This window comes from Massilia sp. GCM10023247, from assembly GCF_042653325.1.
GTDB lineage: Bacteria > Pseudomonadota > Gammaproteobacteria > Burkholderiales > Burkholderiaceae_D > Telluria.
This window is the reverse complement of record NZ_JBHSIB010000017.1, coordinates 201,095-225,032: the sequence shown is the minus strand read 5'-3', so window position 1 is coordinate 225,032 and position 23,938 is coordinate 201,095. Positions and strand designations below refer to the sequence as shown.

Annotated in this window: 17 protein-coding genes; 11 read left to right on the top strand and 6 right to left on the bottom strand. The window is 67.1% G+C overall.

Annotation, left to right across the window (positions count from 1 at the left end; genetic code table 11):
- Positions 1-787: 787 nt before the first annotated feature.
- Complete coding sequence (locus tag ACFPAH_RS15335) at positions 788-1,318, bottom strand: GNAT family N-acetyltransferase (RefSeq protein WP_379746994.1); 531 nt, start codon at positions 1,316-1,318, stop codon at positions 788-790.
- A gap of 328 nt (positions 1,319-1,646) precedes the next feature.
- Between ACFPAH_RS15335 and ACFPAH_RS15330 the strand changes: the two genes are divergently transcribed.
- The 5 genes from ACFPAH_RS15330 to ACFPAH_RS15310 all read left to right on the top strand — a co-directional run bounded on the left by ACFPAH_RS15330 (position 1,647) and on the right by ACFPAH_RS15310 (position 8,693).
- Positions 1,647-3,149 carry a PhoX family protein gene (locus ACFPAH_RS15330; protein WP_379746992.1) on the top strand — a complete coding sequence of 501 codons (1,503 nt, stop codon included), beginning with the start codon at positions 1,647-1,649 and terminating at the stop codon, positions 3,147-3,149.
- A gap of 155 nt (positions 3,150-3,304) precedes the next feature.
- Positions 3,305-5,377, top strand: coding sequence for an ATP-binding protein (locus ACFPAH_RS15325; RefSeq protein WP_379746990.1), 2,073 nt, complete (start codon positions 3,305-3,307; stop codon positions 5,375-5,377).
- A 195-nt stretch (positions 5,378-5,572) separates the two neighbouring features.
- Positions 5,573-5,971, top strand: coding sequence for a KGG domain-containing protein (locus tag ACFPAH_RS15320; protein ID WP_379746988.1), 399 nt, complete (start codon positions 5,573-5,575; stop codon positions 5,969-5,971).
- A gap of 280 nt (positions 5,972-6,251) precedes the next feature.
- Complete coding sequence (locus tag ACFPAH_RS15315) at positions 6,252-7,202, top strand: DMT family transporter (RefSeq protein WP_379746986.1); 951 nt, start codon at positions 6,252-6,254, stop codon at positions 7,200-7,202.
- A 96-nt stretch (positions 7,203-7,298) separates the two neighbouring features.
- Positions 7,299-8,693, top strand: a complete 1,395-nt coding sequence (locus tag ACFPAH_RS15310; protein ID WP_379746984.1) for an HD-GYP domain-containing protein — start codon at positions 7,299-7,301, stop codon at positions 8,691-8,693.
- On the opposite strand, the gene ACFPAH_RS15305 is transcribed toward ACFPAH_RS15310, so the two are convergent.
- The gene (locus tag ACFPAH_RS15305; protein WP_379746982.1) at positions 8,680-9,891 is read right to left on the bottom strand and encodes a cation:proton antiporter; all 1,212 of its coding nucleotides are present in this window, start codon (positions 9,889-9,891) and stop codon (positions 8,680-8,682) included. The genes ACFPAH_RS15310 and ACFPAH_RS15305 overlap by 14 nt on opposite strands.
- A 150-nt stretch (positions 9,892-10,041) precedes the next feature.
- Here ACFPAH_RS15305 and ACFPAH_RS15300 point away from each other — a divergent pair, with 150 nt between their 5' ends.
- Positions 10,042-11,343, top strand: a complete 1,302-nt coding sequence (locus ACFPAH_RS15300; protein WP_379746980.1) for a sugar MFS transporter — start codon at positions 10,042-10,044, stop codon at positions 11,341-11,343.
- Positions 11,344-11,396: 53 nt separating this feature from the next.
- Positions 11,397-13,040 (top strand): M28 family peptidase, encoded by a 1,644-nt coding sequence (locus ACFPAH_RS15295; protein ID WP_379746978.1) that lies wholly within the window; start codon positions 11,397-11,399, stop codon positions 13,038-13,040.
- On the opposite strand, the gene ACFPAH_RS15290 is transcribed toward ACFPAH_RS15295, so the two are convergent.
- On the bottom strand, positions 13,037-14,908 hold the full coding sequence (locus ACFPAH_RS15290; RefSeq protein WP_379746976.1) for a PAS domain S-box protein: 1,872 nt from the start codon (positions 14,906-14,908) through the stop codon (positions 13,037-13,039). The genes ACFPAH_RS15295 and ACFPAH_RS15290 overlap by 4 nt on opposite strands.
- A gap of 247 nt (positions 14,909-15,155) precedes the next feature.
- Here ACFPAH_RS15290 and ACFPAH_RS15285 point away from each other — a divergent pair, with 247 nt between their 5' ends.
- On the top strand, positions 15,156-16,847 hold the full coding sequence (locus ACFPAH_RS15285; protein ID WP_379746974.1) for a methyl-accepting chemotaxis protein: 1,692 nt from the start codon (positions 15,156-15,158) through the stop codon (positions 16,845-16,847).
- A 132-nt stretch (positions 16,848-16,979) separates the two neighbouring features.
- Entirely contained in the window at positions 16,980-18,041 is a 1,062-nt protein-coding gene (locus ACFPAH_RS15280) for an aldose epimerase family protein (RefSeq protein WP_379746972.1), read from the top strand.
- Positions 18,042-18,054: 13 nt separating this feature from the next.
- On the opposite strand, the gene ACFPAH_RS15275 is transcribed toward ACFPAH_RS15280, so the two are convergent.
- Positions 18,055-18,840 (bottom strand): hypothetical protein, encoded by a 786-nt coding sequence (locus ACFPAH_RS15275; RefSeq protein ID WP_379746970.1) that lies wholly within the window; start codon positions 18,838-18,840, stop codon positions 18,055-18,057.
- 243 nt (positions 18,841-19,083) lie between these two features.
- Between ACFPAH_RS15275 and ACFPAH_RS15270 the strand changes: the two genes are divergently transcribed.
- Positions 19,084-19,944, top strand: coding sequence for a hypothetical protein (locus tag ACFPAH_RS15270; protein WP_379746968.1), 861 nt, complete (start codon positions 19,084-19,086; stop codon positions 19,942-19,944).
- 70 nt (positions 19,945-20,014) lie between these two features.
- Here ACFPAH_RS15270 and ACFPAH_RS15265 read toward each other — a convergent pair whose 3' ends face one another.
- Together ACFPAH_RS15265 and ACFPAH_RS15260 are read right to left on the bottom strand one after the other, a co-directional pair.
- Positions 20,015-21,037: an asparaginase gene (locus ACFPAH_RS15265; RefSeq protein WP_379746966.1), complete on the bottom strand. Its 1,023-nt coding sequence runs from the start codon at positions 21,035-21,037 to the stop codon at positions 20,015-20,017.
- Between the two features lie 49 nt (positions 21,038-21,086).
- Positions 21,087-21,950: a pirin family protein gene (locus ACFPAH_RS15260; protein ID WP_379746964.1), complete on the bottom strand. Its 864-nt coding sequence runs from the start codon at positions 21,948-21,950 to the stop codon at positions 21,087-21,089.
- A gap of 163 nt (positions 21,951-22,113) precedes the next feature.
- Here ACFPAH_RS15260 and ACFPAH_RS15255 point away from each other — a divergent pair, with 163 nt between their 5' ends.
- Positions 22,114-23,664: a dipeptidase gene (locus tag ACFPAH_RS15255; protein WP_379746962.1), complete on the top strand. Its 1,551-nt coding sequence runs from the start codon at positions 22,114-22,116 to the stop codon at positions 23,662-23,664.
- The last annotated feature ends 274 nt before the right edge of the window (positions 23,665-23,938 follow it).

Here is a 23,938-nt window from a genome sequence, read left to right as displayed (position 1 = left end):
CAGCGCCGCGCGGTTTGCAGTCCTCTTATGAGTTGGCTTCCAGTGGATGTGTCACGTATGCGCAAGTTGCACTCTTGCGCACGACGATTTCATCACAGGCGAGCCTACGGTCGCGCGACCACAGGGGTAGAGTGCCTAGGAAGCCACTATATGGCCCGATGTAAGGGTATAGCGAACCTGAGCACCCATGTTACAGGGCGCGGGATAGCTACATGTCTGCAGCACGGCCGTATGGGCTAGCTCGGCGTGTTGTATATCAGTCAGGGGTAAGCACGTAAGTCGGCTGCGCGTCTCGTGTGCGGTAGGCATACCTTCGAGATGCTCAGGAAGGTAATGGAACGAAGCGTTCGGCGTCGCTCGTAGGCCTTTGGCCTGGCTGCCCGCTCCGAGGTTCAGTGGGCCCGAAGAGTATCGAGAGCGGAGTGATGGTTCGGGTCGGGAGTACGGATTTCGAACTGGAGTAGGTCAGCTTAAGACATTGGACCAAGCTTGAAGGACATGCGCTGAGACGACGTCAGCGTTCATGAATAGGTATGACCTGCCTTCGCGCGGCCTGCCGTGATACACTGCCGCAAGTTCTACACAGCAATACTCCACATCGGTGTGTAGAACAGTAAAAATGCCCAGTAAGGTAAGGGAATTTTGAGGGAGCAATTTGAATCCCCCTCTCTCCGCCAGGAATACCAATAAAAATGGCCACCCTTGGGTGGCCATTTTTGTTTCCCAGAGGCGAGAAGCAGAGCCCTGCGGGCTCCTGGTTAACTTCATCCAGCGCGGTCCTGTACACCTAACTAACCGGGCCTCCCCGCTTACGGGCATATATCCCGACCGCTTTGCCGTATAGCTCGGTTTCCGCTTCATAAGTCAGGCCAAGGCGTTTGGCAACGCGCAGCGATGATTCATTGGACGAACCGATGAGAGCCCGAACTGTGGGTTCGCGTCGGATCTCGAGCGCATGGTTCATAGCCGCCGCCGCCGCTTCGTTCGCGAATCCCCGGCCCCAAGAGGCACGATAGGTATTCCAGCCAAGCTCCATCACTGTGGATTCCTCGCGAAAGAACGCGCCAACACTCCCGACGAGTCGACCAGTCTCCTTTTCCTCGACAGCCCACCATCCGGCGCCATGCAGGAGCCATAGTCCTGCTTGTGAACAGAAGATTCGCCATGCAGCAGGGCGGTCAGCCGGGACCAGGTGGGCCGCGCTGACAGGGTCGGCGAGATGCGCTGCAAACAGGTCAAAGTCCTCCCGTCGATATTCACGAAGCGTGAGTCGTTCCGTGTGAAGGTAGGGAACAGAAGTGATGAACTCGGTATTCATGCGCTGGATTCCGTGTATTGGTGCCAGCCGATTACAGGCGCTCGGCAATGTCCGAGTGTACGTCGTAAGTTGTCCTATGGGCAAGCCAGTGGTCTGGTCGAATGTAGTGGCGAGGTCGTCTTCCGCTTGCGGCCTCGGGCAAACACAGCCGGCGTCCACCACATCCTTCACCTTGTCATTTTGCTGTCATCGAACGGTAGCATTTGTTTGCTGTAATGGGCTCATCCGCGCTGCATCGGCGCGGCGGGGCCGGCAGCAGGCAGTCGCTGGTCGTCCAACTCGTTGCCGGGTCGCCCCGGTTCGACTGACCTTTCGGAGAATGCTCAGCATGACAGACAAGACCATCTCGCCGGCGCGGCGCAACCTGCTCAAAGGTGTGGCCGGCGCTTCCGCCTTGCCCTTCGTCGGCGCCTTCGTGGCGATGCAGTCGCGGCAGACCCGGGCTGCCAACGGGGAGACGACGCTCATCGACAGCCCGTACGGGCCGATCCGTCCGGTGAAGGACCTCACGACCGGCCTGCCGCTGCTGCAATTGCCGCCCGGTTTTACCTATAAAAGCTTCGGCTGGCGCGGCGATACGATGAGCAACGGGAAGCCGTGCCCCGGCGGGCATGACGGCATGGGCGTCATCGTGGCGCGCAAGGCCGGCGGCCGCAGCGAGCTGGTGCTGGTGCGGAACCACGAGATCGGCGCCACCGCAGCGGCCAATTTCATCGATGCGCCGGGCGTCTACGATGCTGGCGCGAATGCCGTGGGTGCGGACAACCGCTTCGGCGGCGGCACCACCAACCTGCTTTTCCGCGACGGTCACTGGGTCGGCATGACCCCGAGCCTGGGCGGCACCTCGGTCAACTGTGCCGGGGGCATCACGCCCTGGGGTACCTGGCTGAGCTGCGAGGAGGTCGGCTCCGATGCGGTCAGCGCTTCCGGCCGCAAGCACGGCTATGTATTCGAAGTGATGGCCGACCCGAGCCGCACGACGGGCCAGCCGATCGTCGGCATGGGCCGCTTCGCGCACGAGGCGGCGGCCGTCGATCCGGCCACCGGCAACGTCTACGAGACCGAGGATGCGTCCGGCAGGTCGGGCTTTTATCGCTATGTGCCCGATGTGAAGAAGGGGGCGCCGGGTTCGCTGGCGCTGGGCGGCGTGCTGCAGATGGCCAGGGTCAAGGGCATGGCCAACGTCAACCTCGGCACCGCGCCGATCAATGCGCGCTACCAGCTGGAGTGGGTCGACATCGCCGATCCGGACCAGGACCGCGGCACGGCCATCGGTCCGAGCGGCGTCACGATCGCGAATGCGGCCGGGCCCTTCGTGCAGGGCTGGAGGCAGGGCGCGCTGCGCATGAACCGGGGCGAGGGGATCTGGTATGCGCAGGGCAAGATCTACGTGATGGATACCGCCGGCGGCGCCGTCGCACGCGGCGCGATCTGGGAACTCGACCTGGCCACCCAGCTCCTCACCTGCATCTATTCGAGTCCGAGCGCGCTGGTGGGCAACATGGGCGACAACCTGACCGTCAGTCCCCGCAATGCGCTCCTCATCTGCGAAGACGCCTCCACCGCCGCGACCGACCAGTTCGGCTTCGGCCAGCGCCTGATGGGGATCACGGACGATGGCGACGCCTATATCTTTGCGAAAAACAATATTGTGCTGAGCGAGACACAACTCGTGCGCGCCGGCAAGCTTGCCAGCCTGGCGGGCGACCATCGGCGTAACGAACTGGCCGGCGCCTGCTTCGATCCGACCGGGCGCTACCTGTTCGTCAACATCCAGACCCCGGGCGTCACCTTCGCCATCGCCGGTCCCTGGGCCAGAGGCCCGCTGTAAACCGGCGCGCCGGCGCAGGAAGGGCTGAGCGGTCCGCTTGCCGGTTCCGGCCTCATGCTGGACGGGGAAGTTATGTCTTTTCGTTAAGCACCGCACGGGCGCGGGGCGATGGGTAGGCTAGCCTGACAGCTAGTTTGCCCATCCGAAAGACCTGCATGCTGGACCCGTCTCTCTACCAACCGATTTTTACGAACTGCCCGATCGGCGCCTGCATCCTGTCGCCGAGCGCGGATCCGCTCATCCTCGACGTGAACCAGGCCTTCCTGGAAAACGTCACGTACACCCGCGAGCAGATCGTGGGCATGCGCCTGTTCGCGGCCTTTCCCGCCGACCCCAAGGACCAGGACGATAGCGGCGTCACGGCGCTCGGCAGCTCGCTGGCACGCGTCATCGACACCGGCCAGCCCGATGCGATGCAGACCCAGCGCTACCCGGTGCGCTCGATCGGCGCCGATGGCGTCGAAGTGTTTGTCGAACGTTTCTGGAACGCCGTCAACACCCCGATTTTCGACGCCGACGGCCAGTTGCGCTGCATTCATCACCTCACCATCGAGGTCACCGAGCAAAAGCGGGCCGAGGAGGCGCTGCGCCTGAGCCAGCGCGCAGCGCTCGATGCGGCTGCGCAGGCCGAGGCCGGCCGCGCGCGCCTGAGCGCCGTGCTCGAAGCGGCGCCGGTCGGCATCATGATGGTCGACGGCAGCGGCAGGGTGCTCGAGTCGAACGCCGCCCACGACAGCCTGTGGTGCCGCAGCGCGCCGCCCCGGCATGCATCCATCGGTTTCCCGGACTGGAAGGGCTGGTGGGCGGACGGTTCCGAGCGCCACGGGCAGCCGGTGGCGCCGGACGACTGGCCGCTGGCGCAGGCATTGCTGGGCAATACCCAGGCGCACCAGCTGATCGAAATCGAGACCTTCGACGAGCCGCGCCTGCGCCGCGTCGTCGTCTGTTCGGCCGCGCCGATCCGCGACCCCGGCGGCGCCGTGATTGCCGCCGTGGTGGTCCTGCTCGACATGAGCGAGCGCCTGAAGGCCGAGGAGGCGCTGCGCGAGGCCGACCGCCGCAAGGACGAGTTCCTGGCGATGCTCGCGCACGAGCTGCGCAACCCGCTGGCGCCAATCATGGTCGCGGCCGAGCTGCTGGGCCACGCGAGCGTCGACGTGGAGCGCGTAAAACGCACCGGAGCCGTGATCCTGCGCCAGGTCAGGCACCTGACCAGCCTGGTCGACGACCTGCTCGACGTCTCGCGCGTCACGCGCGGCCTGGTGGTGATCGACCGCCAGCGGGTCGACCTGCGCACGATCCTGGCGCAGGCCGTGGAGCAGGTGACGCCGCTGCTGCAGGCGCGCCGCCACGCGCTCGCGGTGCGCCCGCAGGCGCAGCCGCTGGTCGTGGCGGGCGACGCCAAGCGCCTGATCCAGGTGCTCGCCAACCTCCTCAACAATGCGGTGAAATACACGCCCCCAGGCGGGCGGATCGAGGTCGAGACCCGCATCGACGGCGACTGCGCGCTGGTCCACGTGAGCGACAACGGCATCGGCATGAGCGAGGAACTGATTGCGCGCGCCTTCGAGCTGTTCGCCCAGGCCGAGCGCGGCGCCGACCGCACCCAGGGCGGGCTCGGCATCGGCCTGGCGGTGGTCAAGCGGCTGGTCGAGCTGCATGGCGGATCGATCCGCGTGCAGAGCGACGGCCCGGGGCAGGGCAGCCGTTTCACGATGTCGCTGCCGCTGGCCGACAGCAGCGAGGCGCTGCCGCCCACCGCTTCGATGCGCCAGTTGCCGGCGGCGGCCGGCGCGTCCCTCAAGGTCACGGTGGTCGACGACAACGTCGACGCCGCCCTGATGCTGGCGCTGACGATCCGGGCCTGCGGCTACCAGGTGCGCACCGAACACGCCTCGCAGGCGGCACTGATCGCTGCCGCGAGCGACCCGGCCGACGTCTACCTGCTCGATGTCGGCTTGCCGGAGATCGACGGCCTGGCGCTGGCGCAATGCCTGCGCGCCAATGCGGCGACCGCCGACGCGGTCCTGATCGCCGTCAGCGGACAGGGGCGCGCCGAGGACCGGGCGGCCTCGAGCCAGGCCGGCTTCGACTTCCATTTCGCGAAACCGGTCGACAACGAAGACCTGGCGGGCCTGCTGCGCGACATTGCCACGCGCCGCCAGTGCGCCAGTCCGGAGCGGCGCCAGGGAAGCTCGCGCGCCTGGCCGTCGACGCTCGCGCCCTGATCAAACCTTGCTCAAGAGAAATTTCAGGGAACAGACGTTTCCTTCAAAGTGGCGGTCTCTACTGACGTCCCGATAGGGCGCAGTCCTACGGGGGCACGGCATGCGTGCGGTGGTCAGGGGCGCCAGTGCTGACTACGATGTACCTGTCTCAGCCAATAACAGGCGAGCACTTTTACTTGATAACAGGAGGTAATCATGGCAAGTAATAACCAAGGCGGCAACAAGGGCGGTAACCAGGGCGGCAACCAGGGCAACCAGGGCAACCAGGGTAACCAGGGCAGCAAGCAGAGCGGTGACACCAGCAACCGCGGCTTCGCCTCCATGGATCCGCAACGCCAGCGCGAGATCGCCAGCGAAGGCGGCCGTGCAGCCCACGCTTCGGGCAATGCCCACGAGTTCACCTCGGAAGAAGCACGTCGTGCCGGCTCGATGAGCCACAAGAACGACGGCAACAACCAGAGCAGCGGTGGCGGCAGCCAGCAAAGCGGTGGTGGACAAGGCGGCAACCAGGGTGGCGGCAACCAGAGCACCCGCGGCGGCACGCCGGAGCAGCACGCAAAAGCCGGCTCGCAGAGCCACAAAAACGACAAGTGATCAGCCCTTGTCGTACTGACCCGACGAGCTGCATGACAGCTGTGGGTATGTAGGAAGCGGAGAGGTCGCTCCTCTACCGTGAAAATGGCGCCGCCGCGCCGGTCCCATCGACCGGTAGCCCCGGCGCCTCCGTCGTTTACATGGGGCGAAACGCAGACCCTGGAGTCCAGGCAGGCGCTGCCGCGGCCGCGTTTGCGTCCGCACGGCAAGCTTCTGGCACAATGCCTGTTTTGCGGCAGCCGGACGGCGCCGCGACGGATCGTTCGCCAAGGATTGCGTTGTGTTGACTGGAGTGTTGTGTGGCGTGCTGGCCGGCGCATTGTGGGGCATGGTGTTCATCGTGCCCGAATTGCTGCCCGGCTTTTCCCCTGTCGAACTGGCGGTGGGGCGCTACATGGCGTATGGCGCGATTGCCTTCGGCCTGATGCTGCCCAGGCTGCGCCGCGTGTTGCGGCGCCTGGTGCCGCGCGACTATCTTGCCCTCGTACGCCAGGCCCTGAGCGGCAACCTGGTCTACTACATGCTGCTGGCGCTGGGCGTGAAACTGGCCGGCGTGGCGCCGACCTCGCTCATCATCGGCCTGGTGCCGGTCGCGGTCACGCTGATGGGCCGGCGCGACCAGGGCGCGGTGCCGCTGCGCCGCCTGGCCATGCCGCTGCTGGTCGTCGCCGTGGCGATTGCCTGCATCAATGCCGATGCGCTGGCGCATGCCGAGGCGCGCGGCGCCGGCTGGTCCTCGTTCCTGCTGGGCGTGGCCTGCGCAACGGGCGCCTTGCTGTGTTGGACCTGGTATGCGCTCGACAACGCGCGTTACCTGAAGGCCAACCCGCAGTTCAGCGGCGGCGAATGGTCGTCGCTGTATGGCCTGGCCAGCGGCCTGATCTCCTTGCCGATCGGCCTGGCCTCGATGCTCTACACCGCCGGGACCAACGATGCGCTTCTGGCAGGGGAACGCAACTGGATGTTGTTCTGGTTCTACAATGGGCTGCTGGCGCTGGGCGCCTCGGTCATCGGCAACGGCTTGTGGAATATCGCCAGCCGCCGCCTGCCGGTCACGCTGACCGGCCAGCTGATCCTGTTCGAGACGGTGGCCGCGATGCTCTACGGCTTCGCCTACCGCGGCGCGCCGCCGCGGCTGCTGGAAATCCTGGCCATCGGCCTGCTGGTAGCCGGCGTCAGCTGGTCGGTGCGGCTGCATGCGCAGCCGCAGGAGCGACCCGTGGCCGCCTGAGGCCAAACGCGCCGGGCGGCCGGGAAAGCGGTCGGCAAGCAGATGTGCAGATGCGTGCGTAGAATGGTTACTTTCATTTAGGCAATAGTGCAAGCCATGGACCGATTCCCGAATACCGCAACGGCAACCCAGCCGGCCGAACTGAAACTGTCCGAGCTGATCGGCTCGCTCAGCTACGCGCTCGACCTGACCGAAGGCCAGCCCGCGGGGCACTGCGTGCGCGTCTGCTGGATCGGCATGCACATCGGGCGCGACGCCGGCATGGATCCGACCCAGCTCTGGGAACTGTATTACACCCTGCTGCTCAAGGATCTTGGCTGCAGCAGCAATGCCGCGCGCATCTGCGAGCTGTACCTGACGGACGACCTCGAGTTCAAGCGCGATTTCAAGACCGTCGGCGACAGCCTGCCGCAGGTGCTCGGCTTTGTCCTCAAGCATACCGGCCTGAAGGCGGGCCTGGCCGAGCGCTTCCGCAGCGTGATGACGATCCTGCGCGACGGTCCGGCGATCGCACAGGAGCTGATCGCGACCCGCTGCCAGCGCGGCGCCGAGATCGCGCGCCTGCTGCGCTTTCCCGAGGCGGTGGCGCGCGGCATCTACAGCCTGGACGAGCATTTCAACGGCAAGGGCAAGCCGGCGCGGCTGGCCGGCGAGGCGATTCCCGTCTACTCGCGCATCGCGCTGCTGGCCCAGGTCGTGGATGTCATCCATGCCGCCGGCGGGCGCGCCGCGGCGCTCGGCGAGGCGCGCCGCCGCGCCGGCAGTTGGTTCGACCCGCGCCTGGTCGCGGCGCTCGAGCGGGTCGCGGCAAAGGAGGAATTCTGGCAGATGCTGGCCGCGCCCGAACTCGACAAGACCGTATTCGCGATGGAGCCGGCCGCGCACACGATCCCGCTCGACGACGACTACCTGGACGACATCGCCGCCGCGTTCGGCCAGGTGGTCGACTCGAAAAGCCCGTTCACCAGCGGCCATAGCAGCCGGGTGGCGCTCTACACCGACATGATCGCCGAAGCGCTGGGCCTGTCCGCCGACCGGCGCCGCTGGCTCAAGCGCGCCGCGCTGCTGCACGACGTCGGCAAGCTCGGGGTCAGCAACAGCGTGCTCGACAAGGCGGGTGTGCTCGATCGCGACGAATGGGCCGCCGTGCGCCGCCATGCCGAATACACCGAGACCATCCTGAGCCGGATCGGCGCCTTCGCCGAACTGGGCCGCATCGCCGGCGCCCACCACGAGCGGCTCGACGGCGGCGGCTATCCGCGCGGCCTGAAGGCCGGGCAGATCGACATCGAGACGCGCATCATCACCACCGCCGACATTTTTGATGCCATCACCGCCGAGCGCCCCTACCGCGGCGCGATTCCCGTGCCGCAGGCGCTGGCGATGATGGAAAAGACGGTCGGCACCGTGCTCGACGCCGACTGCTTCGCCGCGCTCGTACGCGCGGTCGAGCAGGCGGGCCTGCTCGATCCTGCCGTCAGCTCGACTTGAACACGAGCGCGGCCACGCGCTGCAGCTTGGGGTAGACCATGGGCACGGTCAGCATGGTGCTGCCGATGGCCATCAGGAGCAGGGCGGTGAAGGTTTCGCTGGTGACGATGCCCTTGTCGAGCAGGATGTTGGCGAAAATAATCATGATCAGGGCCTTGGTCTGCAGCAGCCAGCCGATGATCGCCGCTTCTCCCTTGCCCCAGCCGAGGATGCGCCCGGCGAGATGGGTGCCGGCCAGCTTGCCTCCCACCGATGCCGCCAGCAGCAGCGCCGCCGCCACGAACACCGCCGTGCCGCCGACCGCCCAGTTGGTGCGCAGCCCGGTGCTGAGGAAGAACACCGGCATCAGCGCCAGCAGCACGTTCTGGCGCAGCGCCTCGAGTTTTTTCTGGTCGAACCAGTGCGCGTCCATCACGGCGCCTGCCAGGAAGGCGCCGACCATGTAGTGCAGCCCGGCCCAGTCGGCGGCCAGCGCGCAGGCCGCCAGCCAGATGGGCGCGGCGAACCAGCGGTCGCGTTCTTCCAGCCACACCATCAGGCGGCGGTAGCCGACCGTGACCGCGCCGAACACCAGGATGAAGCCGAGCTGGCGCCCGACCCGTTCCCAGTCGAGCAGGATCAGCGCCAGCACGCCCCAGATCGCGATATCGTCCAGGCTGGCATAGCGCAGCACGCGCTGGCCGATCGGCTGGCGCAGGATCTCGAGCTTTTCCATCAGCAGGATCAGGATCGGCAGCGCGGTCACGGCGCAGGCCATGCCCACCCCCAGCACGAACTGCCAGCTGTGCGCCCCGGCGCCTTTCCAGCCGGCGTAGCCGAGCATGCCGACGGCCGCCACGCAGCCGAACACCAGCGGCACGCCCAGGGCCAGGGTGGCCGTGATCGTGCTCTCGCGGCGGTGTTCCCAGGCTTTCTTGAGGTCGAGTTCGATCCCGGCGATCATCACGAACAGCATCACCGCCCACCAGGCGATGCCGTTGAGGGCGCCCATCACCTGCGGGTTGAAGACGAACGCGTAGTACTCCGGATAGGCGCGTCCCAGGATGCCGGGACCGAGCAGCACGCCGGTGATGATCTGGACCACCACCAGCGGTGCCCAGTAGTCGGTCCTGCCGACCCGCCAGATCAGGTAGGGGAGCGTAAAAATAACCAGCATGGCGATCAGGAAGATCTCGGTCGTGCCCATGGCGGAATGCATACGTTTTTCTCTTTATGTAGTGGTGTTACTATTTTGGACGCGAATATGAGGGTATCATGCCCCGTCCCTGAAACAAAACAACAGTATTGACGGGCGACCCGCGCTGTCTATCCTGCGCGCCGTCCCGGCCGACCATTACCTAGGAATGTCATGGAAAACACCGCAAGCCGCGCCACCCTGGCAGCGCCCGGCGCAGCCGGGTCGAACACCGGCCCGCTCGTCATCGTCACGATCCTGTTCTTCATGTGGGGCTTGCTGACCTCGCTGAACGACATCCTGATCCCGCACCTCAAATCCATCTACACGCTCACCTATGTGCAGGCGATGCTGGTCCAGTTCTGCTTCTTCGGCGCCTACTTCATCGTGTCGCTGCCGGCCGGCGCGCTGATTCGCCGCATCGGCTACCAGAAGGGCGTAGTGACGGGCCTGGTGATCGCGGCCGCCGGCTGCGCACTGTTCTATCCGGCCTCGCAGGGCAGCTATGCGCTGTTCCTGTTTGCCTTTTTCGTGCTCGCCAGCGGCATCACGATCCTGCAGGTCGCGGCCAATCCGTATGTGACCGTGCTGGGACCGGCCAGCACCGCCTCGAGCCGGCTGACGCTGACCCAGGCCTTCAATGCGCTCGGCACCACGGTCGGTCCGGCGCTGGGTGGCGTACTGATTCTCTCGGCGGCGGCGGTCGGCGCCGACCAGCTCGCGGCGATGTCCGCCGCCGGGCAGGCGGCGCACCGCGCGCAGGAAGCGGCCACCGTGCAGGGGCCCTACCTGGCGCTGGCGGCCACGCTCGCGCTGCTGGCCATCCTGTTCGCGCTGGCGCGCCTGCCGCAGGTCGTGCACGGGGACGACGCGGCCGGCGAGGCAGCGGCGGGCGCCCCGGGCTCGGCCTGGCGCCACCGCCACCTGGTGCTGGGCGCCGTGGCGATCTTCCTGTATGTCGGCGCCGAGGTCAGCATCGGCAGCTTCCTGGTCAGCTTCCTGGGCGAGCCGCACATCGCGGGCCTGTCCCACGCGGCGGCCGCGCAATACGTCAGCCTGTACTGGGGCGGCGCGCTGGTCGGGCGCTTCATCGGCTTTGCCGTGATGCGCTACGTCAGCCCGGGCAAGACCCTGGCCTTCAACGGGCTGGGCGCGATCGCCCTGCTGCTGGTGGCGATCTTCGGCGAGGGCAGCGTGGCGATGGTGGCGATCCTGGCGGTCGGCCTGTGCAATTCGATCATGTTCCCGACCATCTTCAGCATGGCGCTGCACGGCCTGGGACGCTTCACCGGCCAGGGCTCGGGCATCCTGTGCATGGCCATCGTCGGCGGCGCGATCGTCCCCTTCGCCCAGGGCGCGGTGGCCGACGGCGCCGGCCTGCAGCCGTCGTTCCTGGTGCCGGCCGCGTGCTACCTGTTCATCCTGTTCTATGGCGTGAAGTATGCGGCCCTGCACCGGCAAGGGAGCGCGGCCTGACCCGGCCCACCCTGGGGTAACATGTGGTCAACATTGACTTTCATGGAGCCCCGATGCGCCTTCGTCCCCGCTTTCGTCCTATTCTTGCGGCGGCCTGTGCCGCCTTCAGCCTGAGCTGCACCGCGTCCGCCCAGGAGGCCCCGGCGATCTCGGAGTCCGCGCTGCGCGCCCACCTGTCCTTCCTTGCCGACGACCTGCTCGAGGGCCGCGGCACCGGGCAGCGCGGCGGCACGCTGACGGTGCGCTACCTCGAAACCCAGGCCGCGGCGATCGGCCTGCAGCCGATCCCGGGCGGCGGCTACCGCCAGCCGGTGCGCATCCAGGGCACCAAACAGCTGCCCGGCAGCGTCGCCACCTTCGAGGCCGGCGGCAAGCGCATCGCACCCAAGCTCGGCCAGGGCATCGTGTTCGGCACCGCGACCGGCAAGCCCGAGCTGACGGTCGACGCGCCGCTGCTGTTCGTCGGCTACGGCGTCTCGGCGCCGGAAGAGAACTGGGACGACTACAAGGGCCAGGACGTGAAGGGCAAGATCCTCGTCATGATGGTCAACGATCCGCAGCCGACCAGCGCGGAACCGAACCGCTTCGCGGGCAAGGCCTATACCTGGTACGGGCGCTGGCTGTATAAATTCGAGGAAGCGGTGCGCCGCGGCGCGGCCGGGGCGCTGCTGATCCACACCACGCCCTCAAGCTCGTATGCGTGGGACGTGCCGGCCAACGGTTTTTCGCACGAGCGCTTCCGCCTGGCCGGCGCCGGCAACCAGGTCGAGGGCTGGCTGCACGAAGACACGGCGCGCGAACTGTTCGCCGCCGCCGGCTTCGACCTCGACCGCCTGCGTGCCGAGGCCGAACAACGCGCGTTCCGCCCGGTCGACCTCAAAACCAGCGCCCGGATCGTGATGAAATCGAGCGTGCGCCAGGTCGACGATGTGAATGTGATCGGCATCGTGCCGGGCACCGATCCCAAGCTGAAGCACCAGGCGGTCGTGTATTCGGCCCACTGGGACCATTTCGGGATCGACCCGAACCTGGTCGGCGCCGACGGGCGCGACCACATCTTCAATGGCGCCATCGACAATGCCACCGGTACCGCCGCGCTGCTGGCGATGGCCGCCGAAGCGGTCAACAAGCCCGCGCGCCGCACCCAGGTGTTCCTGTGGCCGGCCGCGGAAGAGCAGGGACTGCTGGGCAGCGCGGCCTATGTCGCCAACCCGGTGGTGCCGCTGGCACAGACGGCGGCCGACCTCAACCTCGACAGCCTGAATTTCGTCGGCCGCACGCGCGATATCGGCGTGCCGGGCGCCGAGCGCAGCAGCCTGTACGACACCGCCGCCGTGGTGGCGAAAAAGATGGGCCTGAAACTGGCGCCGACCATCCCCGACCTGTCGGGCGCCTACTTCCGCGCCGACCACTTCAATTTCGCCAAGGCCGGCGTGCCCGCCTTTAACGTCGGCTCGGCCGTGTTCTCGGGCGACGGCCACTTCGAGTTCGAGCACGGCCAGCAGCAGGGCAGCGCGAAGATGGTCGGCTACAAGAAGGACTATCACCAGGTGACCGACGAATACCGCCCCGACTGGGACCTGTCGGGCATGGTGCAGCAGGCCCAGTTCACGCTCAACCTGGGCTATGCGGTGGCGAACGCACCGGCGATGCCGACTTGGAAGAAGGGCGACGCCTTCGCGCACGTAAAGCGTTAGGCTTCTCTTCGGCGCGGGTAGACCTGGCCCTTGCCGGCGCGCTTGGCGTCGTACATGTGGCCGTCGGCCTCGCGCAGCAGGTCGTCGACGCTGGCGTGGCTGCCCGGTGCGAACATGGCGATGCCGACGCTGGCGCCGACCCGCGCCACGGCCCCGGCCACCGCGAACGGCCGTCCGAGCGCCTCGATCGCCTTGTCCGCGATGGCGTGGGCGTCCTCCTCGCAATCGGCCAGGCCTTCGACCAGCACCGTGAACTCGTCTCCCGCGAGGCGGAACACGCTGTCGGTCTTGCGCACCGCGTCGCGCAGGCGCGCGGCCACCTCGCACAGCAGGCGGTCCCCGGCCTCGTGTCCCCAGGTGTCGTTCACCAGCTTGAAGCCGTCGAGGTCGATGAACAGCAGGGCCATGCTGCGTCCGGTGCGCGACGCGCGCCCCTGGGCGACCGGCAGCGTTTCGAGCAGCGCACGCCGGTTCAGCAGGCCCGTGAGCATGTCGTGCCGGCTTTCGTATTCGCGCAGGGCCTCGGCCTGCTTGCGCTCTGAGATGTCGTGCAGGAAGGCGCTGAACACCTTCTTCCCGCGCATTTCCAGCGCATTGATGCGCACTTCGACCATCAGGGTCGAGCCGTCCTTGCGCACGGCCGGCAGTTCGAGGCGCTTGCCGAGCACCGTCGACGGCTCGCCGGCCGCGCTGCGCGCCAGGCCCGCGCGGTGGCGCCCGGCGAGGTGGGCCGGAATGATCAGGTCGCCGAGCGCGCGCCCGATGGCCTCCGGCGCGGTGTAGCCGAAGGTGTCCTCGGCGGCGCGGTTCCAGACCGCGACCAGGCCCTGGTGGTCGAGGCCGATGTAGGCGTCGTTGGCGTTTTCGATCACGCTGCGCAGCTCGGCCTCGCGTTCGCGCAGCTCGCGGGTGCGCACCGCCACGCGCTCTTCGAGTTCGGCGTACAGCGCGGCCAGCTTGGCCTGGTCGTCCTTCTGGTCCTGGATGTCGGTCGCCACCGCAATGTAATACTCGGTCGCGCCGGCCTCGTTGCGCTTGCGGCTGACGTGCACGTCGACCCAGACCGGCCGGCCGTCCTTGCGGATATAGCGCTTCTCCACCTGGTACTGGTCGACTTCGCCACGGCACAGGCGCTCGAGGGACTGGAGGTTGCCGGCCAGGTCGTCCGGATGGGTGATGTCCTGGAATCTCAGGCGCTGCAGTTCTTCGCGGGTATAGCCGAGGATCGAGCACAGCGCGCCGTTCACGCTGGTCCAGGCGCCGTCGGGGGAGAGCAGCGCGATGCCGATGCTCGCCAGGTCGAAAATCGAGCGAAAGCGCGCCTCGCTGGCGTCGAGCACGGCTGCCGAATGGCGCTTCTGGCGTCCGGCCTGCGCAAGCCGCTCGCGGGTTTGCACTTCGTGCTGGACGATGTCGGCCAGGTCGATCAGGGCGCACAGCTCGTCGGCAGTCAGCACGCGCGGCTCCACGCCCATCGCGCACAGCGTGCCGATCGCCAGCCCGCCGGCGCTGCGGATCGGCACCCCGGCATAGAAACGGATGCCGGGCGAACCCGTGACAAAAGGATTGTCGGCAAAGCGCGGGTCGCTGGCGGCGTCGGTGACGACCAGCGGCTGCTCGCACACGATGGCATGGCCGCAGAAGGCGTGTTCGCGCGGCAGCGCGCGTTCCGCCGTGCCGACGCGCGACTTGAAATACTGGCGCTCGCTGTCGACCAGCGAGAACAGGGCGTACGGCACTTTCAGGAGCCGGCTGACGAGGCGGGTGATGCGGTCGAATACCTCTTCGGCGTCGGTATCGAGCAGGTCGAGCGATTCAAGCAATCTCAGCCGTTCGGCTTCATCGGGGGGCGTGCGCGGTGCTGGCATGAGGTCGATCCGGCGTATGCATGTTGACTATCGTTGCCACTGTAGCAGATCGCCCCGCCAGCACGGCGCGTGGGGCGTCTGCAACAGTACGCCCGGAAAATAACTTTTTTCCCGGAAATTGTTACTTCAGCATCGAGTTCTTGCTGGGGCTCCCGTAACATATTTTCCATGCGGCAATTGCCCGCCGATAGGGCGATCGCACTGTCGTCCTGGCTGCGTCAATCTCCTCTATTTTTCAACGTCCCATATGAAACTCGCAAACCTCAATATCGCGCAGCGCCTCGCAGTCGGCTTCGGTGCCCTGTGCTTCCTGCTGATCGCCCTCCAGGTCTTTGGCCTGAACATGATTTCCCGTGTCAACGACGGTACGGACGAACTGGCCAATCGGCGCATGCCGAACATCACCACCACCGGCGCGTTGCTGACCGAGGTGAACGACGTCGCCATCGCCTTGCGCAACATGATGCTGACCTCCGATGCTGCCGACCGCCAGAAGCAGATCGAAGAGATCAACAGCTCGCGCAGCGCCGCCGTCGAACTGCTGGCCAAGCTGCGCGCCGGTCTGACGCCCGGCAAGGCGCTGGACCTGCACGCGAAGATGGCCGATGCCCATGAGCGCTACGCCAAACACCAGGTGGAGCTGATCAAGCGCATCGAGGCGGGCGACGATGCGGAAATGCGCCGCTACCTGAAGGACGAGATCCGTCCGGTGCTGGCCGAACTGAAGAAGGACGCCGCCGAGCAGCTCGCGTTGCAGGTCGCGCTCGGCAACGAGACCGCCGCCACCGCGCATGCCACCTACGAATCGAGCCGCCTGATCATGATCGTGCTGGGAACCGTCTCGCTGGCGCTGGCCGCGCTGATCGCATGGTGGAACACCCGTTCGATCACGCGTCCGATGGCCCGCGCCCTGGACGTGGCAAACACGGTCGCCGCAGGCGACCTGACCAGCCGCATCGAGGTCACCGGCACCGACGAAACCGGCAGGCTGCTGCAGGCGCTCAAGACCATGAACGAAAACCTCGTGCGCACGGTCGGCACGGTGCGCACCAGCACCGAGACCATCGGCACGGCTGCCTCGGAGGTCGCCGCCGGCAACCTCGACCTGTCGAGCCGTACCGAACAGCAGGCCAGCGCCCTTGAGGAGACGGCGTCGTCGATGGAAGAGCTGACCGCGACCGTCAAGCAGAACGCGGACAATGCGCGCCAGGCGAATACGCTGGCCGAGGCCGCCTCACAGGTGGCCGGGCGCGGCGGGCGCGTGATCGGCGAGGTGGTCGGGACCATGGAGCAGATCAACGCATCGGCCGGCAAGATCGCCGACATCATCGGCGTCATCGACGGCATTGCCTTCCAGACCAATATCCTGGCATTGAACGCGGCGGTCGAAGCGGCGCGCGCGGGCGAACAGGGCCGCGGCTTCGCGGTCGTGGCCAGCGAAGTGCGCAACCTGGCCCAGCGTTCGGCCGCGGCGGCCAAGGAGATCAAGACCCTGATCGGGGACTCGACCCAGTCGGTGGCCGCAGGCAGCAAACTGGTCGGCGAAGCCGGCGCCACGATGGCCGAGATCGTCGAGAGCGTGCGCCGCGTGACCGACATCATGGGCGAGATCACCTCGGCCAGCCTGGAGCAGACGGCCGGCATCGAGCAGATCAACGGCGCCATCTCGCAAATGGACCAGGTGACCCAGCAGAATGCAGCGCTGGTCGAGGAGGCCGCGGCCGCCTCGGCGTCGATGCAGGAACAGGCCGCCAGCCTGGCGGAAGCGGTCAGCGTGTTCCGCGTCGACGGCGCGCCCCAGGCAGCGCCGGCGCCGGCCCGCAAGGTGACGCCGCCGGCGCCGCGCAAGGCCCTGCCGCGTGCCCCTGCACCCGCCGCCAGGCCGGCCGCGAAGGCCGCGTCCAGGGAAGCGGCCGAGTCGGAATGGGAAACCTTCTGACGGCCGGATCGATATAAAGAAGTAGGGAGGGGCTGCAGCGCAGCCCCTTTTTTTTTGCCCTCAGCAACGTCGCGCTGCCCCGTGCCGGGCCCGTGCTAGGATCGCTCCATCCACAACGGAGGAATCGACAACGTGCAACCCGGTATACTGCAGGCGCCGTTCGGCACGCTTCCCGACGGCCGCGCCGTCAGCGTGTTCACCCTCGTCAACAAGGCCGGCATGACCGTCCGCATCCTGGATTTCGGCGGCATCATCACCGAAATCCATGTGCCCGACCGCCATGGCGAGTTCGCCGACGTGGCGCTCGGCTTCGACACACTCGAACCCTACCGCGGCGACAGCCCGTATTTCGGCGCCCTGATCGGCCGTTACGGCAACCGCATCGCGCGCGGGCGTTTCACCCTCGACGGACACAGCTACGAACTGCCGGTCAACAACGGCAAGAACCACCTGCACGGCGGCGTACCGGGTTTCGACCGCGTGCCCTGGGACGCCCGCATCGAAGGCAGCGAGCTGGTGCTGTCCTACCGCAGCGCGGACGGCGAGCAGGGTTATCCGGGCACGCTCGATGCGACCGTGCGCTACAGCCTGTCCGAAGACAACGAGATCGTGGTGCGCTTTTCGGCCGTGACCGACCGCGCCACGCCGGTCAACCTGACCCAGCACAGCTATTTCAACCTGGCCGGGCTTGGCGCTACCTTCGGGGACATCCTCGGCCATGAACTGGCGCTCGACGCCGACGCCTTCGTCGCGATCGACGCCGACCTGATCCCGACCGGCAGGCTGGCGCCGGTCGCCGGCACGCCTTTCGATTTCCGCCGTCCGCGCCCGATCGGCGCGGCCATCGAGGCGGCGGACGAGCAGTTGCAGTATGGCGGCGGCTACGACCATTGCTTCGTGCTGAACAAGGCCGCGCCGAAGACCATGACACGCGCGGCGCGCGTGCGCGAACCCGTCTCGGGGCGGGTGCTCGAGCTGTTCACGCAGGAGCCGGGCGTGCAGTTCTACAGCGGGAATTTCCTCGACGGCTCGCTGCAGGGCAAGGGCCGGACCTATGCCCGGCGCAGCGGCTTCTGCCTCGAGCCCCAGCATTTTCCCGATTCGCCGAACCAGCCAGGCTTTCCCAATACCATCCTGCGCCCGGGCGAGACCTACGCCACCGAGTCGCGCTTGCGTTTCTCGGTCGAGGCCTGAGCCTGGACGCGGGTCAGGCCTCGCTCAGCGCCGCCATCTGCGCCAGCAGGGTGGCGCGCGCCGCGTCGATCTGGCGCGCGTTGGTGCGCGAGGACAGCGCGGCCCGGTCCTTGCGGCCCAGGAAATAGGCCACCCGTTCGGCATTCGCGCCGGACGGATGCGGCAGGCCGTGCAAAATGCGGTCGCGCCGGATGACGCCTTCGCGTGCCAGCCAGTCGAGCCCTTCGGCCACGCTGCCGCCCATCGGGATGTAGAGGGCGTCCGGCAGTTGGGCCGCCTCATGCGCGAAATAGCGCAGCACCGCCTCGCGCAGGAAGGGCAGCCTGGCCATGCCGGGCGTGCCGCTGTAGTTCTTGCCGTCGACGAAGACCGGGTGGCGCAGGATCGCGCTGATCTGCACCAAGTGCGCATCCTGGCCGAAGAGCGTGGCGCAACTGGCGATGCCGAGCCAGCGCTGGATGCCGATGGCGTCGAGCAGGGCGACGAAGTTCGGGCGGATGGCGCCGCTGAAGGCGCCGCTCAGGCGCGCTGCGCGCAACACCTGCGCTTGCGGCGCGTTCATGGCCATCTGGCGCTGCGCTTCCTGCATCGCGCTCTTCCATTGGACGAAGCCGGGCGCGATGCCGACGATGACGATGCGCGCCTCCGGATTGACATGCTCGAACGGAATGTAGTGCATCGTAAAACGCCCGTCGCGCGCCAGCAGGAAGCGCTCGGGAATGGCCGCGGGTGCGGCGATCGAGTCCAGGTCGAGTGCGCGGATGGCGTCGGCGTAGTCGGGAAACAGCAGGGGCGTCAAATTGTCGGTTCCTCAGCTTGGCTGTCGAAGCCGGTGTGCGACGGTGTAAACATACTTGACTGACAAGATAGTTAAATCTAGGAAAATTATAGTTCCTATAACAAATGGCGTAAAGCGTAACATTCTTGCATGGTGGCCCGGGTCCTGCTGCGCCGTCGTGCGAGGCCGCGTAGTGGTAAGCTGGAGTTAGGAATCCGCTTCATTGATGAAGCCGTTTCTGACCCGCTTACGAAGGAGGCCGCCATGTCCCAGGTCGCACTGATCACCGTTCACGGAATGGGCGAAACGCCGCGCGACTATGCGGCCGGTGTATTCGGGCAGATGCGCACGCGGCTCGGCCCCGCCTTGCGCGAACGGGCCGCCTTGTATTCCGTCTACTACCAGCACATCCTCCAGCGCAATGAACAGACCGTATGGGAGCGCGTCGCCGCCGGCGGCGAGGTCCATTACGCCAGCCTGCGCAAGTTCATGCTGTTCGGCTTTGCCGACGCGGCCGGACTGGAGAACCGCAAGGAAGACCCCGGTTCCGTGTACGAGCTGGCGCAGGGCGAAATCGCGCGCAGCCTGCTGGCCGCCTGCACCGCCAATCCCGGCATGCCGGTCGTGTTCCTCGCCCATTCGCTCGGCTGCCAGGTGCTTTCCAGTTATATCTACGATGCGCAAAAAACGCTCGGCGGCGGCCAGGCCTCGGCCGGCATCTGGCGCGACATCGACGCCTGGTCGCGTCCCGCAATCGGACGGCTGCTGACCGACCGCGAAAAACACTTCCTGGCCGGGGGCAGCTGCAGCGCCCTCGTCACGACCGGCTGCAATATCCCGATCTTCGTCGCCGCCCACAAGGAGATGCAGATCAAGCCGATCGCGCCGCCGACGCCGCGCTTCCACTGGCTCAACCTGTACGATCCGGACGACGTGCTCGGCTGGCCGCTGCAGCCGCTGTCGAACGGCTACCGCGCCCTGGTCGAGGACCGCCCGATCAACGCCGGGCAGGGCGCGGTCGGCTGGATGCTGAAAAGCTGGAATCCGCTGTCGCACAATTCGTACTGGCAGGATAACGAGGTGCTCGAACCGCTGGCGAGCATGTTGCGGAGGCTGGTTTCGTAGGGTGGGCTGCGCCCACCGCGGTGGGCGCAGCCTGCGCGGCCCGGCCACACCCTACGCAAGCGTGGCGTATTCACGCCCACTGCAAGCTGAACAGCGACCGGATATCCCCCGCCACGCTCCCGCGCGCGTTGCGGATTTCCGGCCGGCGGAAGCGTTCGAGCACGGTCCGCTTCGCGTCGTCGAGCAGGCCCAACTGGTCGAGCACGTTGTAGGTGACCGTGTGCAGCCCGCGGTTGTTGCCGTCGGCAATCTTGATGGCGATGCCGATGCCTTGCGAGCGGATGCCGATCGCCTGCACCGCGTCGGCGCCGATCTTCGCGACCCAGTCGCCGGCGCCGGCCGTCATCAGGACCAGGTCGCTGCGCTCGGTGCCGGAGACCATGTCGGGACGTGCGGTCATGGCCTCTGCCAGGGGACCGAAGGCGCTCCCGAAGCGCGCGTCGGCGGCGCCCTGGCCGAGGCGCGCGAACAGCCGGGCGAGGTTCGAGAGCGGCAGCGCATAGTTCGGCGCCGAGCAGCCGTCCAGCCCCATCGGCAACCCGGCCTCGGGGAGGCCGACGGCGTCGGCCAGCGTGGAGCGGATCGCGCGCTGCAGCGGATGGCCGGGATCGACATAGCCGGCGGTGGGCGCATCGTGCAGGCGGCACCAGGCCAGGAAGCCGCTGTGCTTGCCCGAACAGTTGTGGTGCAGCGGCGTCCACTGGCGGTCCTGCGGCACCGGCAGATTGTTTGCATCGTAGTGCAGCGGGACGCCGCAGCCGCATTCGAGGTGGCCGGCGTCGAGACCGATCTTGCCGAGGATGGAACGCACACCGGCCAGGTGCTTTTCCTCGCCCGAATGGCTGGCGCACAGCAGGGCCAGTTCCTCCTGCGCCAGCCCGAACTTCGCCGCGCCGTCCGACAGCAGCAGGGGCAGGGCCTGGAAGGGTTTCAGGGCCGAGCGGGTGAAGGTGGGATAGTGCGGGTCGCCGGCCCACGCCAGCAGGCGGCCTGCGGTATCGACGACGGCGATCGAACCGGCGTGGACATTCTCGGTGACGTAGCCGGAGGACGGGTAGCCACGGGTGGTGGCGACGAGGGGAACGGCGTGCATGCGGGTCTCGCGGAAAGTGATCTGTCGGGCTACTGTAAACCAGCCTGGTCTAGATCGGCGCGCCGAAGCGGCCCTGCTGGTAGTCGCGGATCGCCTGCTCGATTTCTTCCCGCGAATTCATCACGAATGGTCCGTAGGACACCACCGGCGCGCCGATCGGCTCGGCATGCCCGAGCAAGACCAGCGCGCCTTCCGGCGCCACCACGTCGAGCTCGTCGCCCTCCATCGCCATCTCGGCCAGGTGGCAGGCGGCAACGCGGTCTTCGCCGACGCCGGCCAACACCGCGCCGCGCACGACATACAGGAAGACGTTGCGCCGCGCCAGGATCGGCATGCGCAGGCGCCCGCCGGCGCCGAAGCTCACGGTGCTCATGAACACGCCGGTCAGCGAGCGCACCGGCCCGGTCGTGCCCTCGCATTCCCCGGAAACGAGGTGCATCGCGACCCGGCCGCCATCGAGGCTGATGACCGGGATCTCGTCACGCTGCAGCCCCGTGTAGCGCGGGGCAGTCATCTTCAGGTGCGGCGGCAGGTTGACCCACAACTGCAGGATCTCGAGCGGGCCGCCGCGTTCGAGGAATTCGCGCGGCGAGATTTCGGCGTGCACCAGGCCGCTTCCGGCGGTCATCCACTGCACGCCGCCGGCGCGGATGATGCTCTCGTGGCCGGCGCTGTCCTGGTGGGTCAGCATGCCGTCGAGGATGAAGGTGACGGTCTCGAAGCCGCGGTGCGGGTGCGGCCCGAAGGGCAGGCCGCGGTTGTGCGGCGGATAGGTTTGCGGGCCGTGATGGTTCAGGAACAGGAAGGGGTCGATCTGGTCCAGGTGGCTGCTCGGCAGCGGACGCTGGGTGACCAGGTCGCCGATGTCGTCCCGCAAGGCCGGGTGGATCCGGCGCACGCTCTTGCTGCTCATGATGGTCCTTTGTATGGCCTGTCTCGATGGCGTCACGATACAAGAAGGCGCGCGCGTTTGCTCACCCTCTTGCGCTTCATCCTGTGCGCGGTGTGGCGTGCCGGGGCGGGCCAAAACCCTATGCTAGACTTGTTGCGCCCTTGCAATGGAGACCACGCACAAGATGAAAAAAACGATCCTCGCCAGCCTGCTGCTGGCCTGCGCGGCGCATGCCGCCGCCCAGGCGCCCGCGGCGTCCACCGTCCCGCCGGCGGCGCCATCGAGCGCCGCGATACCGAGCCCCGCCGCCGTCAAGGCGGCCAAATACGCGGTCACGGCGTACCGCACCAAGGTGGTCGACACGCTGGCCAAACTGGTCAGCTTCAATACGGTGGCCCGGCCGGATCTGCCGTCCGACCAGGACCCGGAGCACATCGCCTTCAAGAACTACCTGAAGGCCGAGGCCGGACGCCTCGGCTTCGATTTCGCCGACCATGGATGGGTGGTGATCGTCGGGATGGGGCAGGGCACTGACCGGGTCGGCATCGTCACCCATGGCGACGTGCAGCCGGTAGACCCGAGCAAGTGGAAGAAGTCGCCGTTCGTGCTCGACCAGACCAGTGAGCCCGGCAAGCTGATGGCGCGCGGCGCCGAGGACGACAAGGGCCCGATCGCGACCGCGCTGTATGCGATGAAGGCGCTGAAGGACCAGCAGCTGCCCCTGTCCAAACGCATCGAGCTGTACGTGTACATGGGCGAGGAATCGAACTGGCAGCCGCTGGTGGACTTCCTCAAAAGCCACGAACCGCCGCAGATGAACATCACGCTCGACGCCGAGTATCCGGCCGTGGTCGCGGAAAAAGCCTCGGGCACGATCGCGGTGACGATCCCGGAAGCCGGCGCCGCTGCCGTGCCCGCGGGCGAGCCGCACCTGGCCGCCTTTGCCGGCGGCTTCTTCGGCTCCCAGATTCCGGAAGACGCCAGCGCGACCGTCGCCAACGCCACGCCCGAGCTGGAGAAACAGATCCGCGCGCGCGGCGCGAAGCAGGACGGCATGCGCTACACGTTCGAGTGGAAGGGAAGCGACCTGCTGGTGGGCGCGCGCGGCGTGTCGGCCCACTCGTCGAAACCGGAAGACGGCGTCAACGCGGTCGCCATGCTGGCCGACGCCCTGGCCGTGCGTCCCTGGCCGAACACGACGGCCGGCGGCGTCGTGAACTACCTGAACGAGCTGGTCGGCACCGGGCTGTATGGCGAAAAATTCGGCAACATCGCCTACCGCGACAGCTTCATGGGGCCGATGACGGTGGCGCCGACGGTGATCCGCCAGAAGGACGAGGGCATCGAGGTGTCGATCAACCTGCGCCGCCCGCAAGGCAAGAGCATCGAGCAGATCACCAACGAGGTCAATGCCGCGCTGGCGCAATGGCAGGGCCGCAACCTGCCGCTGGCGAACATCACGGTGCGCACCGGCGAGCCCTGGGTGCGGAAGGACGTGCCGCAACTGCCGGTCCTGATGAACGTCTTTTCCTACTTCACCGGCGTGAAGGACCCGAAGCCGATCGCCATCGGCGGCGGCACCAACTCGCGCCTGTTCCCGAATGCGGTCAGCTTCGGGCCGGCGATGCCGGGCAAGGTCTACACGGGCCACTCCGAGCACGAGTTCATCACGCTCAAGCAGCTGCTGCTGAACCTCCAGATGTACACCGCGGTGCTGGCCGAACTGGCGAAGTAAGCCGTGTTGCCGGGCGGACGCGCCCGGGATGCTGCGATGCTGTGTCCGGTTAGCGTGGGCACTCGTGCCCACGCGGACTCGCCGGTCGATCCCTGTTGGCTGAGCTCAATCCAGCCCGCACGGCCGGGCCGGCAACTCAGCTTGCACCCTGAAACTCTCCAAATCTTCACTGCTGGGCAGGTCGGCCATTTGCTTGCCCACTTGTGTCAATACTTCCATTCGTTTTGTAGGTTTAGTCCTACTCAGGCCTTGTTTCCAAGCCGCCGAGCCCCGG

Excerpts from the sequence above, each read along its gene's own strand:
- ACFPAH_RS15335 (WP_379746994.1), bottom strand. The coding sequence starts at position 1,318 with ATGAATACCGAGTTCATCACTTCTGTTCCCTACCTTCACACGGAACGA.
- ACFPAH_RS15330 (WP_379746992.1), top strand. The coding sequence starts at position 1,647 with ATGACAGACAAGACCATCTCGCCGGCGCGGCGCAACCTGCTCAAAGGT.
- ACFPAH_RS15325 (WP_379746990.1), top strand. The coding sequence starts at position 3,305 with ATGCTGGACCCGTCTCTCTACCAACCGATTTTTACGAACTGCCCGATC.
- ACFPAH_RS15320 (WP_379746988.1), top strand. The coding sequence starts at position 5,573 with ATGGCAAGTAATAACCAAGGCGGCAACAAGGGCGGTAACCAGGGCGGC.
- ACFPAH_RS15310 (WP_379746984.1), top strand. The coding sequence starts at position 7,299 with ATGGACCGATTCCCGAATACCGCAACGGCAACCCAGCCGGCCGAACTG.
- ACFPAH_RS15305 (WP_379746982.1), bottom strand. The coding sequence starts at position 9,891 with ATGCATTCCGCCATGGGCACGACCGAGATCTTCCTGATCGCCATGCTG.
- ACFPAH_RS15300 (WP_379746980.1), top strand. The coding sequence starts at position 10,042 with ATGGAAAACACCGCAAGCCGCGCCACCCTGGCAGCGCCCGGCGCAGCC.
- ACFPAH_RS15295 (WP_379746978.1), top strand. The coding sequence starts at position 11,397 with ATGCGCCTTCGTCCCCGCTTTCGTCCTATTCTTGCGGCGGCCTGTGCC.
- ACFPAH_RS15290 (WP_379746976.1), bottom strand. The coding sequence starts at position 14,908 with ATGCCAGCACCGCGCACGCCCCCCGATGAAGCCGAACGGCTGAGATTG.
- ACFPAH_RS15285 (WP_379746974.1), top strand. The coding sequence starts at position 15,156 with ATGAAACTCGCAAACCTCAATATCGCGCAGCGCCTCGCAGTCGGCTTC.
- ACFPAH_RS15270 (WP_379746968.1), top strand. The coding sequence starts at position 19,084 with ATGTCCCAGGTCGCACTGATCACCGTTCACGGAATGGGCGAAACGCCG.
- ACFPAH_RS15265 (WP_379746966.1), bottom strand. The coding sequence starts at position 21,037 with ATGCACGCCGTTCCCCTCGTCGCCACCACCCGTGGCTACCCGTCCTCC.
- ACFPAH_RS15260 (WP_379746964.1), bottom strand. The coding sequence starts at position 21,950 with ATGAGCAGCAAGAGCGTGCGCCGGATCCACCCGGCCTTGCGGGACGAC.
- ACFPAH_RS15255 (WP_379746962.1), top strand. The coding sequence starts at position 22,114 with ATGAAAAAAACGATCCTCGCCAGCCTGCTGCTGGCCTGCGCGGCGCAT.